Here is an 18,634-nt window from a genome sequence, read left to right as displayed (position 1 = left end):
GCGCCTCAGGCCGGCTGGAGGCTGCGGGACGCGTGCGCCGCGTCGGCGTGCTGGCTCAGGAAGCCCTCCAGCACGAGCAACTGCCATAGCGCCTGCGCGTGGTCGAAGTGGCCGGACGCGTGCTCGTCCACCATCCGCGCGAGCGCGTCGCGGTCGAAGACTCCGGAATCAAGCATCGCCTCGCCGGTCAGGCGCAACCGCACCTCCTCGGCTCGCGTCCGGAACTGCCCGCCGATCGAGGCCGCGAACCCACGCTTCTTGCCCCACAGCAAGTGGCTCGGCAGGTGCGGCGCCATCGCCTCCCGCAGGACCCGCTTGCCGACGCCGCCCCGCAACTTCACCTGCGCCGGCAAGGCCATGCCCCAGGCGACGAGGTCGTGGTCCAGCATCGGCGGCCGCAGCTCCAGAGAGACGGCCATGCTCGTCCGGTCCGTCTTCACCAGGATGTCGCCAGGCAAGTAGGTGTGCAGGTCCGCGTATTGCGCCGCCAGCAGCGGCTCGTCCGGATCGCATTCGCCCATCAACGCTGCGATCCGCGCGCCGGGATCATGCCCGTCCAGCGCCGCCCGCCAGTCCCGCGACAGCAGCGCACGCCGGCGCTCGTCCCCGATCTTCGCAACGGTGCCGTAATAACCCGCAGCACTCTCGAGCGAGAGCTCCGTCAGCGTACTCTTGGCCCGCAGCCAGCGCGGCGCCCGGTCCATCTTCGGATAGGCCCGCGCCAGGTTGCCGATCACGCGGCGCCGCACGCCGGGCGGCAGGTAGGACCGCGCGCCCTCCACCAGCACGTGCCAGCGGTAGCGGCGATATCCCGCGAAGACCTCGTCACCCCCGTCGCCTGAGAGCGCGACCGTCGCGTGCTGCCGCGCGAGCCTGCAGACAGCGAGTGTCGGTACCGCCGAATGGTCGCCGAAGGGCTCGCCGAACAGTCGCGCCACATCGCGCGCGGCAGTGAGGTAGTCGGCTTCCCCGCTCTCCGCCCGGTGCAGCGTGCCGTGCCGCTCCGCCACGGCAGCGGCCATCGGCCGCTCGTCGCCGTCACCGGGGAAGCCGATCGTGAAGGTGGCGAGCGGGCCGCCCTTCCCCTCCCGCGCTGCGCCGGCCGCGAAGGCGACGACGGACGCCGAATCCACGCCGCCCGACAGGAAGGCGCCGAGCGGCACGTCCGACATCATCTGCGCGCGCACCGCCGCTTTCAGACGCCGCGCCAGTTCCGCCGGCGCGTCGTCCGGCGCGGCCACGACGGTCCGCGGCGGCTGCCAGTAGCGGCGCGGTTCGGGCAGTTCCGCTTCCCCGCGCCGCAGGAACAGGAAATGCGCCGCAGGCAGGCGCCGCATCCCCGCCCAGATGGTCGCGGGATCGGGCACGTAGCCCAGCGCGAGAAAGTCGCCGACTGCTTCCGCATTGAGCCGACGCGGCATGTCCGGCAGCGCCAGCAATGCCGCCGGCTCCGAGCCGAAGGCGATGGTGCCGTCCGGCAACCGCGCGTAGTGCAAAGGCTTCTCGCCGAGACGGTCTCGCGCAAGCAGCAATTCGCCCCGATCCCGGTCCCACAGTGCGAAGGCGAACATCCCCTTCAGCCGGTCCAGTAGGCCAAGGCCCCATTCGCGCCAGCCGTGCAGGATCGTCTCGGTGTCGGAACGCGTCCGGTAGCGGTGGCCCGCAGCCTCCAGCTCCCGCCGCAGCGCCGCGTGGTTGTAGATCTCGCCGTTGAACGTCAGGACGACCGTCCGGTCCTCCGTCGTCATGGGCTGCGCGCCGCCGGCCAGGTCGACGATGGACAGCCGCCGGTGCCCGAAGCCGAGATGCGGTTCCGCGTGGAAGCCGTCCCCGTCCGGCCCGCGATGCGCGATCGCGCCAGTCATGGCGCGCAGCCGCCCCTCATCGGGAACGAGGGCAACGGTAGGATGGAACAGCCCGACGATGCCGCACATGGCCTAGTCTCCTGACCCGCCGGCATCTGCGGACATGCAGCACCAAGCGATACTCGTTTCGACATCCGAATACGTTCGGCGTTCACGGCATCGGGAGTAGTTCGGCACGTAAAACATTGACTTTGGGGAACTACTCACGCATTGGTGTGGTGTGGTGACGCCAGCGGTTCCGGCCGCCACGACGATGACGGGGGGCAGGGTCCGATGACGAACATCGCGCAAGGCGAAGTCATCCCGACGGTCGCCATGGCCGTGGCGGGCGAGACCACCGGTCCGAGGGGACGCCTACGTTGGGGCGTCGCCCTGCCGATCATCCTCGGCCTCTCCGCCCTGCTCTGGGTCGGCATCTGGTACGGCGCCGAGGCCATCATCGGCTGACGCCGACTTCCTCGCGAACTCGGAGCCCGGGGCGTCCGGCCCGCATCCAGGCGATCACGTCCTCCAGTCCCGCGCGCAACGCCCTTGGTTCCGCCAGTCCGAGCACATCGCGTCCGCGTGCCCTCGATCCAAGGGAACGACGGATCTCGCCGGATCGCGCCACCTCGAACCGGATATCCGCCCGCACGCCGCAGACCTCCGCGATCGTCCCAGCCAGTTCGAGGACGGATGTCGAGCGCCCCGTGCAGACGTTGAAGACCGGCGCGCCGCGGCTCGCCACCCGCTCCCCCGCGAGCAGGGCGGCCACGACGTCACCAACCGCCACGAAGTCTCGCGTCTGCCCGCCATCGCCGAAGATCGTCACGGGTTGGCCATGCGACAGCCGCTCGCAGAAGATCGAGATCACGCCGGAATAGGGGGACCGCGGGTCCTGCCGCGGCCCGAAGACGTTGAAGAAGCGGAAGCCCGCCGTCCGCACGCCATGCGCAACGCCCGCGACGCGCGCGTGCTGCTCGCACCCCAGCTTGTCCGCGCCATAGGCCGAGAGCGGACGCGTCGGCGCATCCTCGACGATCGGCAGCACGTCGAGATCGCCGTAGACCGCGGCGGATGACGCGTAGACCACGGTCACGCCGCGCTCCCGCGCCTCGTCGAACACGCCGACCGTCGCGGACAGGTTCACGCGATGCGTGCCCCGCGGATCCCGCACGCCGCGCTCGACCGACGCGACGGCCGCGAGGTGAAAGCAGACCTCCATTCCCTCCATCGCGCGCGCCAGCGCGTCGGGGTCACCGACGTCGGCGACGATCAGCTCCGCGCCGGGCATCAGGTTCTCCTCGAGCCCGGTCGAGAGGTCGTCCAGCACGCGCACGCGGTCGCCGCGCGAGACGAGGGCCTGGCACAGATGCGAGCCGATGAAGCCGCATCCGCCGGTAACGAGGACTCGGGCCAAGGGAACCTCCGGGAAGCACGCGATGCGCGGACCTGAAAGACGATCCAGCACGCCAATAGTTGCCTCATCGCACAGTCTTTTTTGTGCGCCGTGGCGATCTAGCCGCGACGGGCGGCAGAGCGGATGGCGCAGCCTGCGCCATCCGCTCTCCGCGGCACGATGTTCAGAGTGGGGTCCCGCTGCCGGGCCACCCTACTCGTGAAGGGCGGATCGGCGTCGCGCAACCACGCATGGGCCCGACGCGCGCCATCGTGATTTAGCGCGTCCGCGATGCCTGACAGACTCGCGAGCGCGAGCGCGCCGTAGTCGCCGCGGCTCTTCGTCCAGCCGTCGTCGTTCGACGTACCGGCGGCGCGCATCGCCGCCCCGATCTCGCGCCACGTCCTGTTCGGATCGATCGCCTGCCCGCCGCGTCCCGCCGCGATCTGATAGGCGACGCCGTCACGCCGCAGGAAGCCGCGCGCCTCCACCTCAAACCGGCCGACGAGGAAGTTTGTCATCCAGGCCAGGAAGGCCCGCGCATCCGCCTGCCCGTGCCGGGCCGCCGCGATCACCGACAGCGCGACGTAGTCCTGCTGCCACGGCGCGAGCGACACGCTGCGCGAGCCCAGCTCGTAGGGTACGAGCCAGCCATGCGCCTCTCCCTGCAACTCCGTCCATTCGGGTATGCGCGCGCGCAGCCAGGCGTAGTTCCGCGCGAGCACGTCGCGCAGGTAGGGCGCGTTAGGATCGCCGTCCGGCGCGACATAGGCAGCCTCGTCCAGCGCGCGCAGCGACCAGGCCGCACCGCGCGCCTGCTGCCGATGGACGACGAGGAAGCCCTCCTCCCCCGCGGCCCCTCCGGCCGGGCACGGACGGCGGGCCACTGCCCCACGACGTTCCAGGCGCCGACGGCCATCACCTCGTCCGCAAAGGCGCGACGTCCTGTCAGCAGGTAGGGCACGAAGGCCAGCGTCGGCTGGTGCGCCGTGTCGAGCGTCCAGCCCGTGTCGGACGGGATCTGCTGCGCCAGGCCGCGCGGCGGCCGCCCGCCGCGCCCGTCCGTCCAGAGGTTCGGCCAGCGCACCGCGTCGAGCCAGCCGCCCGATCCTTCCGCACCGCCCGTCGCGTCCCAGAAGTGCCACGGAATGGTGCCGCAGGCCTCCGCCTGCCCGATGCAGAACGCAGCCGCGCGCGGATCGCCGCTGATCAGCCAGGCCGCCTGCCATCCGGTCGTCGGTCCGATGTCGAACCGCCCGCCGCCCGTCGGCATGTAGGGGGTGACGTACCGCGTGCCGAGCGGCGCATTCCAGGCCGCGCCGGCGATGGCGCTTCCCATCCGCGCCAGCACCTCCTCGGCCACGCCCGTCGTCGCATCGTAACGGGCCGTCGCGCCGGATTCCGCGAGGTAGGAGAGGTCGTGCCGGATGTTCGGGGCCGCGCCCGCGACGCGCCCACCGCGCGCGGCCCCGAGCAACCGCCCCCAACCCCGATACTGGTGGTGCGCCGCCAGGTCCTCACGAAGCGCCTCCCGCCCGTCCAGCATCACGCGCGCCCTGTAGGAGGCGGTGCCGCCACCAGGCCGCATCGCCCCGTCGTTCCGGAACCACGCATCCACCCAGAGCGTGCCGTCCGCCCGCAGCGACACGTCGGCCACCAGCCGGAAGGAGGCGACGCCGCCCACCGCCTCGGGCGGCACCGGCAGCGACACGCGCCGGTTCACCACGAGCGGCCCGGATTGCCACGGCCGTCCCGCTGCCGACGCCGCGCTGCGCAGCAGGTCGCCCCGCCAGGGTGCCCCGCCCGGCGGGGCGATCTCCACGAACGCCTCCCGCCCGCTCGCCAGCGCCGCGACGTCCAGCGGACGTTCGCCCTCGCCCGCCTGGGCCAGCACGACGCCCAGCCGCTCCCCCGCCCCAGCGCGGGCAGGTCGAGCGCGACGACGACGTGCCGCGCCGATCCGTCATCGTGACGCACGGTCACGTCCGCCTGCGCGCGGATCGCCGCGCCATCGGCGCGCCGCGCCACCATCGCCGCCCCCGCCGGCAGGTCCCCCGCCCGCAGCGGCTGCCCGAACACGACGACGCCTGCCGCGGACGGTCCTTCCGCGACGATCCCCACGATATCGCCCACCCGCGACGGGCACGGAATGATACCGCCTCCGCCGCGCGATGCCTCCGCCCGCGAGGGGGTGGTACAGCCCGCCAGCCAAGCCGCACCCAGCAGGCCCGTGGCGCGCCGCCCGATCGGCGGGACGTCCGTCATGTCCGTCGCAGCAGACGCCGGAAGAGGTCGAGCTGCCCCTGCGTCGTCGGCCCCCATCCGTGGCGTTCCGCATGGGCCCGGGTCGCTGCCCGCGATGGCGGTTCCGCGAGCAGCGCCCGCACGCCCGCCGCGATGCTCGCCGGCGTCGTCTCGTCCAGCACGATCCCGGCCTCCGGCGCCGACACAGCCTCGCGCGATCCCCAGGCCGGCGAGGCCACGACGGGGGTGCCACAGGCCATGGATTCCAGCAGCACGTTCGCCCATCCCTCGCGCGACGAAGCGAGGACCATTACATCCGCCGCGCCGTAGTAGCGCCGCAGCTCCTCGTGCGGCTTGCCGCCGAGCAGCCGTACGCGGTCCGCGACGCCAAGGCGCGCGGCGAGCGTCTCCAGCTCCCCTCGCAGCGGCCCTTCGCCGAGGACGAGGAGCGTATGGCCCGGCAGGTCTCGTAGCGCCTCGATCGTCAGGTGGTGGCGCTTGCGCTCGATCAGCAGCCCGACCGAGATGATGACCGGCCCGTCCGGAAAGCCGAGCGCCGCGCGCTCCGTCGCCCGGTCCGCGGGCGGGCGGAAAGTCGCCGTGTCCACGCCGTTCCGCAGCACCGTCACCTTCCCTGGCGGCGCCCCGAGCTCGACCAGTCCGTCCTTCAGCGCGGCGGAGACAGCGATCAGCGCGTCGGCCCGGCGGATCGCCTCCTGGATCAGTCGCCGCGGCCGGCGGTACCGCGGCAGGAGCGACGTGTCCGAACCGCGCGCCGTGATCACCACGGGTACACCGAACTCCTGCGCGAGCCAGGTGGCCGCGACCCCGTCGGGGTAGAGGTAATGCGCATCGAGAAGGTCGAACTCCCCGCCCCGCCCTAGCCACGCCGCAATCGCGCGCCGTGAAGCGCGGTACAGCGTGTACGGGTTCGTGTGCAGCCCGATCCGCGGCAGCGCGATGTAGCGCGGATGCAGCACCGTCAGCCCGTACCGCTGCTCCGCCCCGGGCGCGGCTGCGTGGCGCGCCCAGGCGCCGAAGCGCGGGTGCGCGAAGGGAAACCAGGGCACGGGCGCGAGCACCGTCGCCCCGACCTCACCGCCCGTGACGAGGTGGCGCAGCCGATTTTCCACGAACACGCCATGACTGGGCATCGCGGCGTTGGGATACAGCGTGCTGAAGGTGAGCAGCCGGACGGGGCGCCCGCTGAAGCTCGCCTCCGATGCGGGCGCGCCATCCTCGCTCGCCTCGGGCAGGTGGTCGGGCGGCATCGCCTCCCTCGTCAGGATCCCGCATGTCGAAGGGGAACCAGAAGCGGGCACGGATCTCGGCGGGCAAGACGACCCAGGCGCCGAGCCAGACGATGCCGACGAGCATGCAGAGGAAGTAGAGGCTCTGGACCACTTCGCGTCGTCCTCCAGTCTCAAGGGTTTGCCCTCGCCGTACGGGCCCAGGCGGGCGCGGGGGAGGCGAGCCGCGCGCCCCAGCTCCGACCGGCGGGCAGCGTCACCGCAGCCGTGCTGCGCTGCGCGATCGCCAGCGCCGCCGGCGCCACGATCAGCAGCGTCCAGTAGAAGTCCCAATAGGCGAGCGAGAGGAAGGTTCCGGCCGTGCAGTAGGCAACGATGGAGACCTGGATCATCCGCCCGAGGTCTCCCGCCCAGGCCAGTTCGGGTCTTCCCTTCGCCAGGCGGGTCAGCCGGAACGTGTACCAGAGGCCCGCAACCGTCAGCCCGACCCAGGCGAAGAAGGTCGGGAAGCCGTGCTCGCCGAGTGTTTCGAACCAGATCGAGTGCACGGCGCGCGCCGGCCCGCCCGGCTCCACCCGGTCCACCGCGGAACGGGTGTAGGGGCCGCGGAAGCCCGCGCCGACGAGCGGCCGGTCGAGCGCAAGCTTCAGCGAGATGCCCCAAAGCTCCAGCCGCGTCATGGCGGATTCATCGGCCTGGTACGCGCCGATGGTGTTCATCCGATCGGCCCATTTCTGCGGCATGAAACTGATGCCCGCCACGAGCGCGGCCGCCATGATCGCGCCGCCGATCATCTTGTGCCGGCTCCGCAGCCAGAAGACGCAGGCGACCGCCGCGAGCCCGACGAGCGCGCCGCGGGACTGCGTCCCGAGGATGCCGAACAGGGTGCACCCCATCGCGATCGCCAGCCCGATCCGCACGATGCGGTGCTTCGCGTAGACACGCAGCCAGTTCATCAGTGGCAGGACCACGAGCATCGCCGCACCGACGTGGTTGTTGTCGGCTATCATGGTCAGTTCCGGCCCGTGCACCCGGTAGCCGCCGCCGGTTGCCAGCGTGAACAGCCCGCCGCGCACGCCGTAGTACCCAAGCGCGAGGACCATGAGCCAGATCATCGCATGCAGCCGGTGCCGCGTGGTGAGGAGCGAGGCGGTGAGGAGCAGGCCGATGATGACCTTCATCGTCCGGTCCCACTTGTCCCAGGCCCCCGTCTCCGTCCCCAGACCCGTCATCGTCGTGATCGTGAAGAGCACCGCGAGGAGCAGGAACAGCAGCGTCACAGCGTTCGCCGGGAAGCGCTTCGGCTCCCGCGCCACGATGCAGCCGACGAGCGTCGCGCCGAGCACCATCATCGCCCAGGGCAGGTTCATGGCGAAGCCCCAGACCTCCCGGTGGGGATTCATGAAGGAGATCCATGACCACAGCAGGATGCCCAGGAAAGGCTGCGCCAGCGTCGCCAGCAGCAGCGGGCAGGTCGCCGCGATGAAGACGAGGGAGCGCATCTGCCCTCAGCCGCCGGCCCGCAGTTCCGCCAGAAGGCGTTCCGCCTGCGGACGCTCCGCGAAGTTGCCGGCCGTCAAGGCGGCCTCCAGGTAGCGCGGCGCATCCTGCCCGCGTCCCGCGGCGCGCAGCGCCGTCGCGTAGCGCGTCGCGATGCCCGGGCGCGCCCGCGCCGCCTCGGGTGACGCGACGGCCTGCCGCAAGAGCCACACGGCAGTCCGCGGCTCCCCCTGGCGCAGCACCACCGTCGCCAGCGTGTCCGCGATCTCCGGCGTCGGGGAAAGGAAGTAGGCGCGCTCCGCGAGCGCCCGCGCGCGGTCCACCGAGGCCGGATCGCCTTTCTTCTGCAGGAGCCAAGCGAGGTTGTTGAGCGCCGCGGAGTCCGTCGGTGCCGCCTCAACGACTCGGGCCAGGCGTTCCTCCGCCTGCGCCTCCCGCCCGGCCCCGATGTCCAGCGCCGCGCGGGCCGAGAGAGCCCCAGGATCAGTCGGCCGCGTCCGCAGCCATTCGTCGAGCGCCGCCGCAGCCCGGTCCGGTTTCCCTGCGGCGGTCCATGCCGAGGCGAGCCGCGCAGCCAGCAGCGCCGACGGCGCGCGGCCGAACGCCGCAGCATAGGCCTGCGCCGCCTCCTCGGTCCGCCCGTTCACCCGCAACACGTCGCCGCGGAGGGAAGCCGCGGTCGGCATGGCATTCGCCCGCGCCGCGAGGCGGTCCGCCATCGCCAGCGCTCCGTCCACGCCGCCCACGGCCTGGGCGAGGTCCACCGCGGCGGATTGCAGCACGGCGTCGTCCGGCCGGGTCCGCAGGCCGTCCTCGATCAGCGCCTCGGCGCCCCGCGCGTCGCCGCGCCGCTGCAGGATCGTCGCGAGCTGCCGCCGCACGATCGTCGCATCGGGGTTGATCGCCAGCGCCGAACGGGTCGCGGCCTCCGCTCCCTCCCAGTTGCCCTGGCCGGCACGGATCTGCCCGAGCATCATCGGCACGAGCTGCGCGCGCGTGTCCTTCAGGGCGTCCGCCTCCAGCACCGCCGCCGCCCGCGCCGGTTCCCCGACGCTGTTGAGCGCATTGGCCAGCGCAACCGCCAGTTCCGCCGATGGCGGGTTCGCCGCCTGCGCGGCCTGAAGCACGGCGAGCGATTCGGCCGAACGCGGCCCGCGCGCGACTGCGACGGAGGCGATGCGGGTCAGCGCGTCCCGATTCCCGGGTTCGCGCCGCAGCACCTCGCCGAGCAACCGCTCCGCCTCGTCGGGCCGGTCCTCGGCCAGCGCGACGCGGGCCAGGCCGTTGCGGGCAGCGACGGATTCCGGGTTCGCCCGCAGCGCGGCCTCGAAGGCCGTGCGTCCACCGGCCATGTCCAGGTGGATCACCCGGATGGTCCCGATCAGCACCTGCGCCACGTCGTTCGCACGCCCCGCCTCGTCCAGCCGGGACAACTCCGCCTCGGCCAGCGCCACGTCGCCGCGGGCCAGCGCGGCGGCCGCGAGCATCTGCCGCGCGCCCGCCGCCTCCGGCGAGGCACGGAGCGCATTGTCCGCGGCCTCCGTCGTGCCCCGGTTGTCGCCGGCCGCGAGCCGCGCAGCGGCGAGACGGGACAGGATCCCCGAATCCGTCGGTGCCATCGCCGAGGCACGCGCAAAGGCGTCCGCGGCCTGCCGGGGCCGACCCGCGCCGAGATGCGCCCGTCCCAGCAGGTCGTAGGCCTGCGCATCGGCCGCGCCACGGCTGGCGAGCCGCGTCAGCGTCCCCGCCGCCGCGTCGGGGCGCCCCGCCTCCATCTCCATCGCCGCGAGGAAGATGGCGGCACGGACATCCTCCGGCCGGCGTGCCACGTGGCGCCGCGCGAAGTCCTCCGCCTGGGCCGTCTGCCCTAGCGCCCGCTTCGTGACGGCCGCCAGGTAGTAGCCGTCCGGGAACTGCACGAGAGAACCGCCGAGGCGCTGGAAGGCCTCATCCGCCCCGCGCCAGTCCTCGGCCCGCCCGAGGAGCACCGCGCGCAGGTAGGTGGCCTGGGCGGAGGTCGGGGCGGTGCGGAGCGCGGCATCCACCTCGGTCCGCGCGCGGCCGTTGTCGTTCAGCCGCAGGAAGGCCTCGCCGCGGATGAGGCGAACCGGGACGTTCCCCGGCTCCCGCGCGACGAGCGGGTCTGTCAGCGCAATGGCGGCGTTTGCGTCCCCGCGCCGCATGGCCAGCGCGGCCTTGCGCGCGATCGCCTCCGCGTTGTTCGGATCGGCTTGCAGCGCGCGGTCCAGTGCTGCCTCCGCCCCCGCCGCGTCGTCGGAGGCCAGGGCGAGGGATGCGGCGGCAAGCTGCGATCTGACCGCGCTCGGCGCCAGCCGCAGCGCCGTCTCGACGGACTGGCGCGCGCCGTCCCGATCACCGGTCGTGAGCTGGGCAAGGGCACGGCCGGCCGCGACGCGCGCGCCGAGGTTCGGCTCGACATTCTCCGCCGGTGCCGGAAAGTCCCGCAGCAGGTCGCGCTCGCGGTTCAGCAACAGGTAGGCGCGGAGGATCAGCCAGGTCCCGCTCGCCCGGTCGAAGCCACGCTCCAGCGCCGCGCGCGCCTCCTTCTCCGCCGTGTCCCCGTCCCCGACGTCGAGGCTCGCCTGGGCGAGCGCCGCCCGCAACGCCGCATCGTTCGGATCACGGCGCACGGCGTTCCGATATTCGATCTGTGCCGCGCGCAGGTCGCCGCGGGCCTGCGCCCCCCGCGCCGCATCCACGGATGCATAACCCGGGGTGGCCGCAAGGAGCGACATCACCGCCAGGGCGAGATGCTGCTTGCGCATCATGGGGCGTTCTCCCGGTTCCGTTTCATCCAGATCACGTAGCGCCGGCCTGCTCGGCCGTCGGCGCGCCGCCCGCCTTGTCCCCCGCTCGCTGGGGGGAAAGGCCATGCGTCTCCAGCAGGTCGTAGAGGGTCGGGCGGCTGATCCCGAGCAGCCGCGCCGCGGCCGAAAGCGATCCCTCGGTCCGGGCCAGGGCCTTCGTGATCGCGTCCCGTTCCGCCCGGAGCCGGGCCGCGCGCAGGTCGAGGTCCTGCTTCTGCTCCGGCGCCTCCAGCTCCAGGTCGACCGCCGAGATCATGGGGCCGTCCGTCATCAGCGCCGCGCGTCGGACCCGGTTCTCCAGTTCCCGCACGTTCCCGGCCCAGCGATACGCCTCGATCGCTGCGGTCGCGCCCGCATCGAAGCCGCGCAGCCGCCGCCCGAACTCCTTCGCGAAGCGCGTGAGGAAGAAGCGCGCGAGGAGAAGCGCGTCGCCGGCCCGGTCCCGTAGCGGCGGAATGCGGACGGTGACGGAGTTCAGGCGATAGAGCAGGTCCCCGCGGAAGCGCCCGCTCTCGGCCTGCTCCTCCAACGGCTGGTTCGTGGCGGATACGACACGGACATCCACCCGGATCGGGGTGCGCCCGCCGATCCGCTCGACCACCTGATCCTGCAGGAAGCGCAGCAGCTTCGCCTGCAGCGTGATCGGCATCTCCCCGATCTCGTCCAGGAACAGCGTGCCCTTGCTCGCGCCCTCGATCTTGCCGATGACCTGCTTCACCGCGCCGGTGAAGGCGCCCCGCTCGTGCCCGAAGAGCTCGCTCTCGAGCAGCGTTTCCGGGATGGCGGCGCAGTTGATCGCGACGAACGGCCCGGCCGCCCGCGGACCCATGTCGTGCAGGGCGCGCGCCAGCGCCTCCTTGCCCGTCCCGCTCTCGCCGAGGAGCAGCACGGGGACAGAGACCGAGGCCAGCCGCTCGACGGTGCGGCAGACCTTCAGCATTCCTTCGTCGCTCGTGACGATGCCCAAGATCGGGGAGGTCCGCGGCGCCGCCGCCAGCCGCAGGTTCTCGTCCTCGAGCTCCCGCAGCCGCTTCGCGCGGTCCAGCACCGTCCGCAGGATCGCGAGGTCCACCGGCTTCTCGTGGAAGTCCGTCGCGCCGAGCGAAACCGCCCGCAATGCATTCTCGCGTTGCCCTTGCCCCGTCGCGACGACGACGGGCAAGCGCGGCGCGAGGCGGCGGAGCGCTTCCAGCGTCGCGAAGCCCTCCGAGACCCCCTCCGGATCCGGCGGCAGGCCGAGGTCCAGCAGGACGACGGCCGGATCCTCCTTGCGCACCGCTGCCTCCGCAGCCGCACGGTCCCCGGCCAGCACCACCTGCCAGCCCGGGAAGGCCCAGCGGTACTGCGCGGAAAGGCCCGGATCGTCCTCGACGATCAGCAGCTTCGGCTTGGTCGGCTCGCTCATGCGGCAACCGGAACGTGCACGGAGGCGGAAAGTTCCGCGGGGGCGACGGGCAGGACGAGACGCATCGTCGTCCCCACCCCCGGCCGGCTCTGCACCTCAAGGTCGCCCCCGGCGTCGCGCAGCAGCTCCCGCGCCTGCCACGCACCGATCCCGTTGCCACGCGACTTCGTGGTGCGGAGCGGGCGGAACAGCTCGTCGCGGATGAACTCCGGCGTCATGCCGCGGCCGCGATCGGCGATCGCGACGACGACGCGATCGCCTTCCCGGCCGACGGTGATCGTGACCGGGACGCCCGGCGGCGAGGCCTCGACGGCATTGTCCAGGAGGTGCGTCACGGCCTCGTCGAAGCGCTCAGGCAGAATGCCAGCCACGCAGGACGCCGCGTCCCCCTCTGCCTGCACGCGGACCGGATGGGCCCGCCGCGACAGCGCTTCGAGGCGCGGCAGCGGTGCAACGGTCGCGGGGGACGTCGGGGCATCTTGTTTCGGCTCGGCAGCCGCGTCGTCCTGCCGCAGGCGCGCGATCAGCGTATCGATCCGCGTCGCGGCGGCGCGGACGGTCAGCAGCATGTCCCGCTGAAACTCCGGATTGTCGATGTTGTCCTCGGCATTCGCCAGAAGGAGGGAGAGCTGGGACGACACGGTCTTCACGTCATGCGCCACGAAGGCGAAGCGCTTCGCGTACTCCGTGATCCGCCGCCCGTCGGCCAGCCGCTCCGCCGCGCGCCGCTCGGAGAGGAACATCGCAACCTCGCGCCCGATCGTGCCGAGCAGTTCCGCGACCTCCGCATCGACGGGGAAGGGCGCCCTTGGCGAGGCGAGCAGGACGACCCCCACCAGCCCTTCCCGGTGGTGCACCAGCGGCACCGCCAGCCAGAGTTCCCCGTAGGCGCCGCGCAACTCGGCGAAGGCCGGATCGTCGGCGGCCGGTGCGACGCCGCCGCCGAGCGCCCGGACGGCGCCGTGGTCCAGCGGCAGGGAAAGGTTCGAGGCCGGCCGGTTCCAGGAACCGGCCCAGCGCAGCGTTTCCGGCCGCGGCGCGTCCGGTCCGCTCGGACCGTCGCGCAGAAGCAGCACGCCGGCGGGGCTGTCCACCGCGTCGGCCACAGCGCGCACCGCCCGGATCGGTGCCGGCGCGTCGTGCCCATTGGCGGAGAGGATCGCCGCCGTCCGCATCCACTCGCGCCGGTAGTCGTAACGCGCCTGGAAGAAGTGATCGACGAGCAGCCGGCGCAGCCAGGATCGCGCGGAGCGCGACGCGAGCGCGACCGCGAGCGCCATCAGCGCGCCTGCGATGAGCGCGGCCTGCGCCGCCGGGCCCCAGTCGTACCCCGTACGCCGCAGCCCTTCCCCCAGCGCGCCGATCGCCAGCAGGAAGGCACCGGCAACGATGAAGGTGGCGCCGTGGAAGACGACGCTGCGCGACACCGCGGGCTCGGTCCGCCAGCGGCGGTCGCGGACCGCCGACATCACGAGCAGCGGCATCGCGAAGCCGAGCAGCGCCGCACGTGCATCCAGCAGCGAGGCCGAGAAGTCGCCGGAGAGCGCGGCGTTCCCGTAGATCAGGATGTCGAACCCGGCGAGGGTGCCGAGCGCGATGCACGGCAGGTTCGCGTGCCAAAGCCGCGATTCATCGGCGTTGCGCCAGAGGTTCTCGGCGATGAGGATCACGAGGAGCGCGAGCCCGAGCCGCCCCATAAGCACGGGCGAGCCGAGCGTCGGCAGGACCAGCCCGTCGGTCACGCCCGGCAGGCCCGCGACGATCGAGAAGCCGCCGAGGAGCAGCGTCGCGATCGCGAAACGCCGCGTCAGCGGACGCGCGACCTCCCCACCGAGCCGATGACAGAGCACGACGAGGAAGGCGGCACCAAGGGAAGCCCGAAGCACCTCGGCGAAGCCGGCCAATCCACCGACAGGGACGTCGGGCCGCAGCGCCACGGCCGTCGCCCATGCCGCCGAGGCTAGGCAGAGGACGGCCGGAAGCACGGCCCGCTGCCCCCGCCCCGCGACGAGGACGAGGGCCGCGCAGACCAAGCAGACGACCGCGCTCCCGGCGTGGAGCGCGACCGAGGCCGTGACACCGCTCATCGCGCCGACCGTTAGGACAAAACCGTTCCGGAGTGGCGACGGCGAGGCGTCAACTCACCGAGAGCCTTCCTGGAACAGCACGACCCGAACCGTCGCGATGAGGATTAGGAGATCAAGAAAGAGGCTGCGCCGCTCGACATAGTACAGGTCGTAGGACAGCTTCATCCGTGCATCCGCGACCGAGGCGCCGTAGGGGTAGTTCACCTGCGCCCAGCCCGTGATCCCCGGCTTTACGCAGGCGCGCACGTCGTAGTGCGGGATCAGCTCGGACAGCTGCTTGACGAAGGCCGGCCGCTCGGGCCGCGGGCCGATGAAGGCCATGTCACCGCGCAGCACGTTCAGCACCTGCGGAATCTCGTCGATGCGCGTCAGGCGGATGAAGCGGCCGACGCGGGTCACGCGCGGGTCGCCCTTCGTCGCCCATTGCGGCGCGCCGCCGGCTTCTGCGTCCGTGCGCATGGAGCGGAACTTCATCAGCGAGTACACGCGCCCATGACGTCCGACGCGCTCCTGCCGATAGAAGATCGGCCCGCGCGAATCGACCTTGATGGCGATCGCGGTCAGGAGGAGGACGGGCAGCGTCACCAGAATCAGGACGCCCGACACGGCGATGTCGAAGCTCCGCCGCACCGCCTGAACCAGGAGGTTCGACTTCGGGCTGCGCGATGGGCGCCAGTCGGCCGGCAGCCGCGCAAGGTCGATCCGCCCCAGACGGTGTTCCAGGAACTCCGCCTCCCCGAAGACCCGGATGCCCGCGCCCCGGAGTTCCGCGACGCGGTCGGTCGGCAGCGCCGCGGAATCCTCGGCGACGACCGCCCACACGCCGAGCTCGCGCAGGCGTGGGGAAGTCAGGCCCGCGACGGTGTCCTTTTGCGCCGGCGTCGCGAGGACGACGTCGAGATAAGGATCCGTGCTGATCCAGTGCTCGGCGCCCCAGGTCGCGTCAGGCGCGTGCAGCACGGCAACGCGGCGGCGCAGGCGCCCGGTACGGGCATAGGCGACGAGGGCGAGCCGCGTGACCAGAACGACGACGACGAAGCTGGCGAAGATCGCGGCGCTCCAGCGCCACGACGCACGGACCACTTCCGTCGGAAGCCCCGCGTGCACCGCCAGTTGCAGGACCGCGAGCAGCGCGATGCCGCCGAGAAGGGTGCCCGCGACGACGCGCTGGAGACGCAACCAGGTGTCGGGACGGTAAAGCCCGGTGGCGCCGGACGCGACGCCGACGCTGGCCGCGAGGGCGCCGGCCGAGAGGATCTCCCAGGGTGCGACCTCGCCTGCCTCGGGAACGCCGGCCCCGAAGATGACAAGGAACACGGCGAAGCACAGAACGACCTCGCCGACGCATAGGAGGAGCACCTCCGACCGCATGGGGTGGCCGAAGAGGGTTACCATCGCTTCAGCTGCCTCCAGTGACGATGCGTCGGAACCCGGACGCGCTCGGGACGGCCACGTACGGTACCGCGCGGGGGAAACCTAGACTGCTACGGACAAGTGAACGGTGCTGGCATCGTAAGGTTGCGAAGCGCCAACATTGCCTCTGTGACCTCATCCGCCGGACGCAACAAGGCGATTCGGGGAAAGTAGTTGCCCACAGGAGCGTCACGACGCCGTGCTACATGCCAGTTGATCTGTACCGATGTCGTTCCATTCCGTTAGCGGTATCTATGCGCTTCCGTGACGTTCCCTGTTCTTGGCGGGCGTTGACGAATCTTCGAGCCGGCGAGGCGCTCCCGCTGCACCAACCGTGCGGAACCTCGGCCAGGGCCTCAGCCCGCCGGCCGTCCTGACGCGTGTTCCGCCGCGGGCAGCGTCAGTCGGAAGCGCGCACCCCGGTTGCCGTCCAGGAGGGCGAGCGTCCCCCCGCACGTCCCGCGAGCGACCGGGCGATCGCGAGGCCGAGCCCTGTCCCGCCGGCCTCGCGGCGCGTGGTGAAGAAGGGGTCGAAGGCCCGCGCCGCATTCGCCGCTGACAGGCCAGGCCCGTCATCCTCCACCTCCGCCACGATGCCACCCCGACCGAGGCCAAGGCGGACGGTGACGCGGGTCCCCTCGCCCCCGTACACTGCCGCGTTCTCCAGCAGCACCGTAAAGATGCCGGCCGCGGCAGCCGGCGCGATCGCGGCGCCCGCTTCGCCTTCGACCACGACCCGGAGCGACGGAAACTGCCCGGCGGCCGCGACCGCAATCGGGCGCAGCGCCGTCTCCGCCGCCGCGCTCGCCGGTGCCATGTCGGCACGGGCAAGGTCCAGCAGGCCGCGGACCAGCGCTTCCAGCCGCGCAACGCCGGCCGCGACCGCCCCGACGAACCGCGCGCGCTCCTCCGCCGACATCGTATCGGCATGGTCCGCCAGAAGCTCCGCCGCGCCGCGGATGCCAGCGAGCGGCGTCTTGAACTCGTGCGAGACGTGGGCGGCAAGGTCCCGCAGGTAGCCCGCTCGCTGCTCCTGCGTCCGCGCCATCCGCGCGATCGCGTCGGACAGTTCCGCCGCCTCCCGCACCGCGGCACGCGGCAGCGGAGGGAGCTCCGTCGCTTCTCCCGATGCCACGCGCCGCGCTGCCCGCACCACGACGTCCAGCGGCCCGGTCACGAGCCTCGACGCCGCCACGGCGAGCGCCGCAACGACCGCCAGCAGAAGCAACGCCACGCCGCTCAGGTCCGGCAGCTTGCCTGCCACCGTGTATCCGTCACGCTCGCCGGCGTGCGGGAGAGGAGGATGACGGCGTCCACCCGCCCGTCCACCATCACGGGCAGGGCCACGTGGACGCGGAGCCCCGCGGTGCGGCTGAACCCGCCGGGCACCGCCTCCGCCCGGCGCTCCCGTCGGCGCAACACGTTCGTCGGCACGCCGCGACGCGCGCCCGCCACCTCCTCGTGCGCCGCGAGCGACTGCCCCAGGTCGTTCCCCGTCGTCGCCACCACCGTGCCGTCCGCGTCGAGCACCCGCATGGCGGCGAGCGTCACGGGCTGCACGTCCCGCAGCACCGGAGCCAGCCGCTCGCCAGTCGTGACGGCCACGGAAGTCGCGGGCCGCCCCGGCCGCGGGTCGGGCGCCGGCGGCAGGACAGGATCGCGCGCGAGGTCCAGCCCCGCGCGCCGCATCCGGTCGAGCGAGGTCGCCGGCAGGCCCGCGCTGCCATCGGGCGCCACGATCCCGCGCGCCGCGCGCCAGGCCCCGGACAGGACGGCCGCCTGCGCCACGAGTTCGGACTCGGTCTGCCGGATCAGCGCGCTCTCGTAGAGCCGCAGGAACCACAGCCCCGCCAGCGGCAAAGCTAGCACGATGAGATAGGACAGCAGCAGCAGCGTCCGCAGCCGCGGCCGCGCCAGCCGTTCCCGCCATCGCCGCTCAGGCACAGGGTCCCAGGCGGTAGCCGAACCCCGGCATCGTCTCGATCGGGGACGCGCCGACCGCGGCGAACTTCGCGCGCAGCTTGCGGACGTGGCTATCGATCGTGCGGTCGTTCACCACGCGCTCCACGGCGTAGGCACCGTCCATCAGCAGGTCGCGCGAGACGACGCGGCCCGGACGGCGCATCAGCGTGCGCAGCAGCCCGAACTCCGTCGGCGTCAGCGCCACCTCCGCCCCGTCCCAGGTCACCCGCGCCGCGTCCGGGTCGAGCAGCAGCCGGCCGTGGCGCAAGGCGCGCGACGTTTCCGCGGGCGGCGCCTCGGGCGCGGCGCCTCGCCGGAGGATCGCCTTCACCCGCGCCACGAGTTCCCGTGGCGAGAAAGGCTTCGACAGGTAGTCGTCCCCGCCGATCTCCAGCCCGACCACGCGGTCCACCTCGTCGTCGCGGGACGACAGGAACAGCACGGGCACGCGGTCGCCGGCCTCGCGCAGGGCGCGGCAGACCTCCGTCCCCTCCATCTCCGGCAACATCACGTCCAGCACGATCAGGTCGGGCGCGGCATCCCGCGCCCGCGCCAGCCCCGCCGCGCCATCGGCCGCCTCCGCCACCTCGAACCCGGCACGGGACAAGGCGAAGCGCACGACCTCCCGGATCGCGGGGTCGTCATCCACGACGAGGATGCGCGGCACGGCGGCGTTGTCCTCCTCTGCACCGGATCGCACCC

General features: G+C 72.5%; 14 protein-coding genes. 1 reads left to right on the top strand and 13 read right to left on the bottom strand.

The features are described from left to right. Positions 1–5: 5 nt before the first annotated feature. Complete coding sequence (gene asnB, locus ACE7GA_RS14605; RefSeq protein ID WP_376087625.1) at positions 6–1,934, bottom strand: asparagine synthase (glutamine-hydrolyzing); 1,929 nt, start codon at positions 1,932–1,934, stop codon at positions 6–8. Between the two features lie 204 nt (positions 1,935–2,138). Here asnB and ACE7GA_RS14600 point away from each other — a divergent pair, with 204 nt between their 5' ends. Then, positions 2,139–2,312: a hypothetical protein gene (locus ACE7GA_RS14600; protein WP_376087623.1), complete on the top strand. Its 174-nt coding sequence runs from the start codon at positions 2,139–2,141 to the stop codon at positions 2,310–2,312. On the opposite strand, the gene ACE7GA_RS14595 is transcribed toward ACE7GA_RS14600, so the two are convergent. The 12 genes from ACE7GA_RS14595 to ACE7GA_RS14540 all read right to left on the bottom strand — a co-directional run bounded on the left by ACE7GA_RS14595 (position 2,302) and on the right by ACE7GA_RS14540 (position 18,632). Further along, positions 2,302–3,264 carry an NAD-dependent epimerase/dehydratase family protein gene (locus ACE7GA_RS14595; protein WP_376087621.1) on the bottom strand — a complete coding sequence of 321 codons (963 nt, stop codon included), beginning with the start codon at positions 3,262–3,264 and terminating at the stop codon, positions 2,302–2,304. The two genes, ACE7GA_RS14600 and ACE7GA_RS14595, sit on opposite strands and share 11 nt — an antisense overlap. A gap of 98 nt (positions 3,265–3,362) precedes the next feature. Beyond that, positions 3,363–3,860, bottom strand: a complete 498-nt coding sequence (locus ACE7GA_RS14590) for a hypothetical protein (protein ID WP_376087619.1) — start codon at positions 3,858–3,860, stop codon at positions 3,363–3,365. Beyond that, positions 3,815–5,137 carry a hypothetical protein gene (locus tag ACE7GA_RS14585; protein WP_376087617.1) on the bottom strand — a complete coding sequence of 441 codons (1,323 nt, stop codon included), beginning with the start codon at positions 5,135–5,137 and terminating at the stop codon, positions 3,815–3,817. The genes ACE7GA_RS14590 and ACE7GA_RS14585 overlap by 46 nt, the downstream gene beginning before the upstream one ends. Positions 5,138–5,504: 367 nt before the next feature. Then, positions 5,505–6,758: a glycosyltransferase gene (locus ACE7GA_RS14580; RefSeq protein ID WP_376087615.1), complete on the bottom strand. Its 1,254-nt coding sequence runs from the start codon at positions 6,756–6,758 to the stop codon at positions 5,505–5,507. Positions 6,759–6,910: 152 nt separating this feature from the next. Continuing rightward, positions 6,911–8,239, bottom strand: a complete 1,329-nt coding sequence (locus ACE7GA_RS14575) for a putative O-glycosylation ligase, exosortase A system-associated (RefSeq protein WP_376087613.1) — start codon at positions 8,237–8,239, stop codon at positions 6,911–6,913. 6 nt (positions 8,240–8,245) lie between these two features. Then, the gene (gene prsT, locus ACE7GA_RS14570; RefSeq protein WP_376087611.1) at positions 8,246–11,026 is read right to left on the bottom strand and encodes an XrtA/PEP-CTERM system TPR-repeat protein PrsT; all 2,781 of its coding nucleotides are present in this window, start codon (positions 11,024–11,026) and stop codon (positions 8,246–8,248) included. A 31-nt stretch (positions 11,027–11,057) separates the two neighbouring features. Continuing rightward, a complete protein-coding gene (gene prsR, locus ACE7GA_RS14565) occupies positions 11,058–12,470 on the bottom strand; it encodes a PEP-CTERM-box response regulator transcription factor (protein WP_376087609.1) in 1,413 nt (470 codons plus the stop codon). Further along, positions 12,467–14,557: an XrtA/PEP-CTERM system histidine kinase PrsK gene (prsK, locus tag ACE7GA_RS14560; protein WP_376087607.1), complete on the bottom strand. Its 2,091-nt coding sequence runs from the start codon at positions 14,555–14,557 to the stop codon at positions 12,467–12,469. The genes prsR and prsK overlap by 4 nt, the downstream gene beginning before the upstream one ends. 54 nt (positions 14,558–14,611) lie before the next feature. Then, positions 14,612–15,952, bottom strand: a complete 1,341-nt coding sequence (locus ACE7GA_RS14555; protein WP_376087604.1) for an exopolysaccharide biosynthesis polyprenyl glycosylphosphotransferase — start codon at positions 15,950–15,952, stop codon at positions 14,612–14,614. 418 nt (positions 15,953–16,370) lie between these two features. After that, positions 16,371–17,234: a sensor histidine kinase gene (locus tag ACE7GA_RS14550; protein ID WP_376087602.1), complete on the bottom strand. Its 864-nt coding sequence runs from the start codon at positions 17,232–17,234 to the stop codon at positions 16,371–16,373. Continuing rightward, entirely contained in the window at positions 17,210–17,914 is a 705-nt protein-coding gene (locus tag ACE7GA_RS14545) for a hypothetical protein (protein WP_376087600.1), read from the bottom strand. The genes ACE7GA_RS14550 and ACE7GA_RS14545 overlap by 25 nt, the downstream gene beginning before the upstream one ends. Further along, positions 17,907–18,632 (bottom strand): response regulator, encoded by a 726-nt coding sequence (locus ACE7GA_RS14540; RefSeq protein ID WP_376087598.1) that lies wholly within the window; start codon positions 18,630–18,632, stop codon positions 17,907–17,909. Before ACE7GA_RS14540 ends, ACE7GA_RS14545 begins: the two co-directional genes overlap by 8 nt. Between the last annotated feature and the right edge of the window lie 2 nt (positions 18,633–18,634).

Source organism: Roseomonas sp. CCTCC AB2023176 (assembly GCF_042259275.1).
GTDB lineage: Bacteria > Pseudomonadota > Alphaproteobacteria > Acetobacterales > Acetobacteraceae > Roseomonas.
The sequence above is the reverse complement of the archived record's forward strand: the minus strand, read 5'-3'. Positions and strand labels throughout refer to the sequence as shown.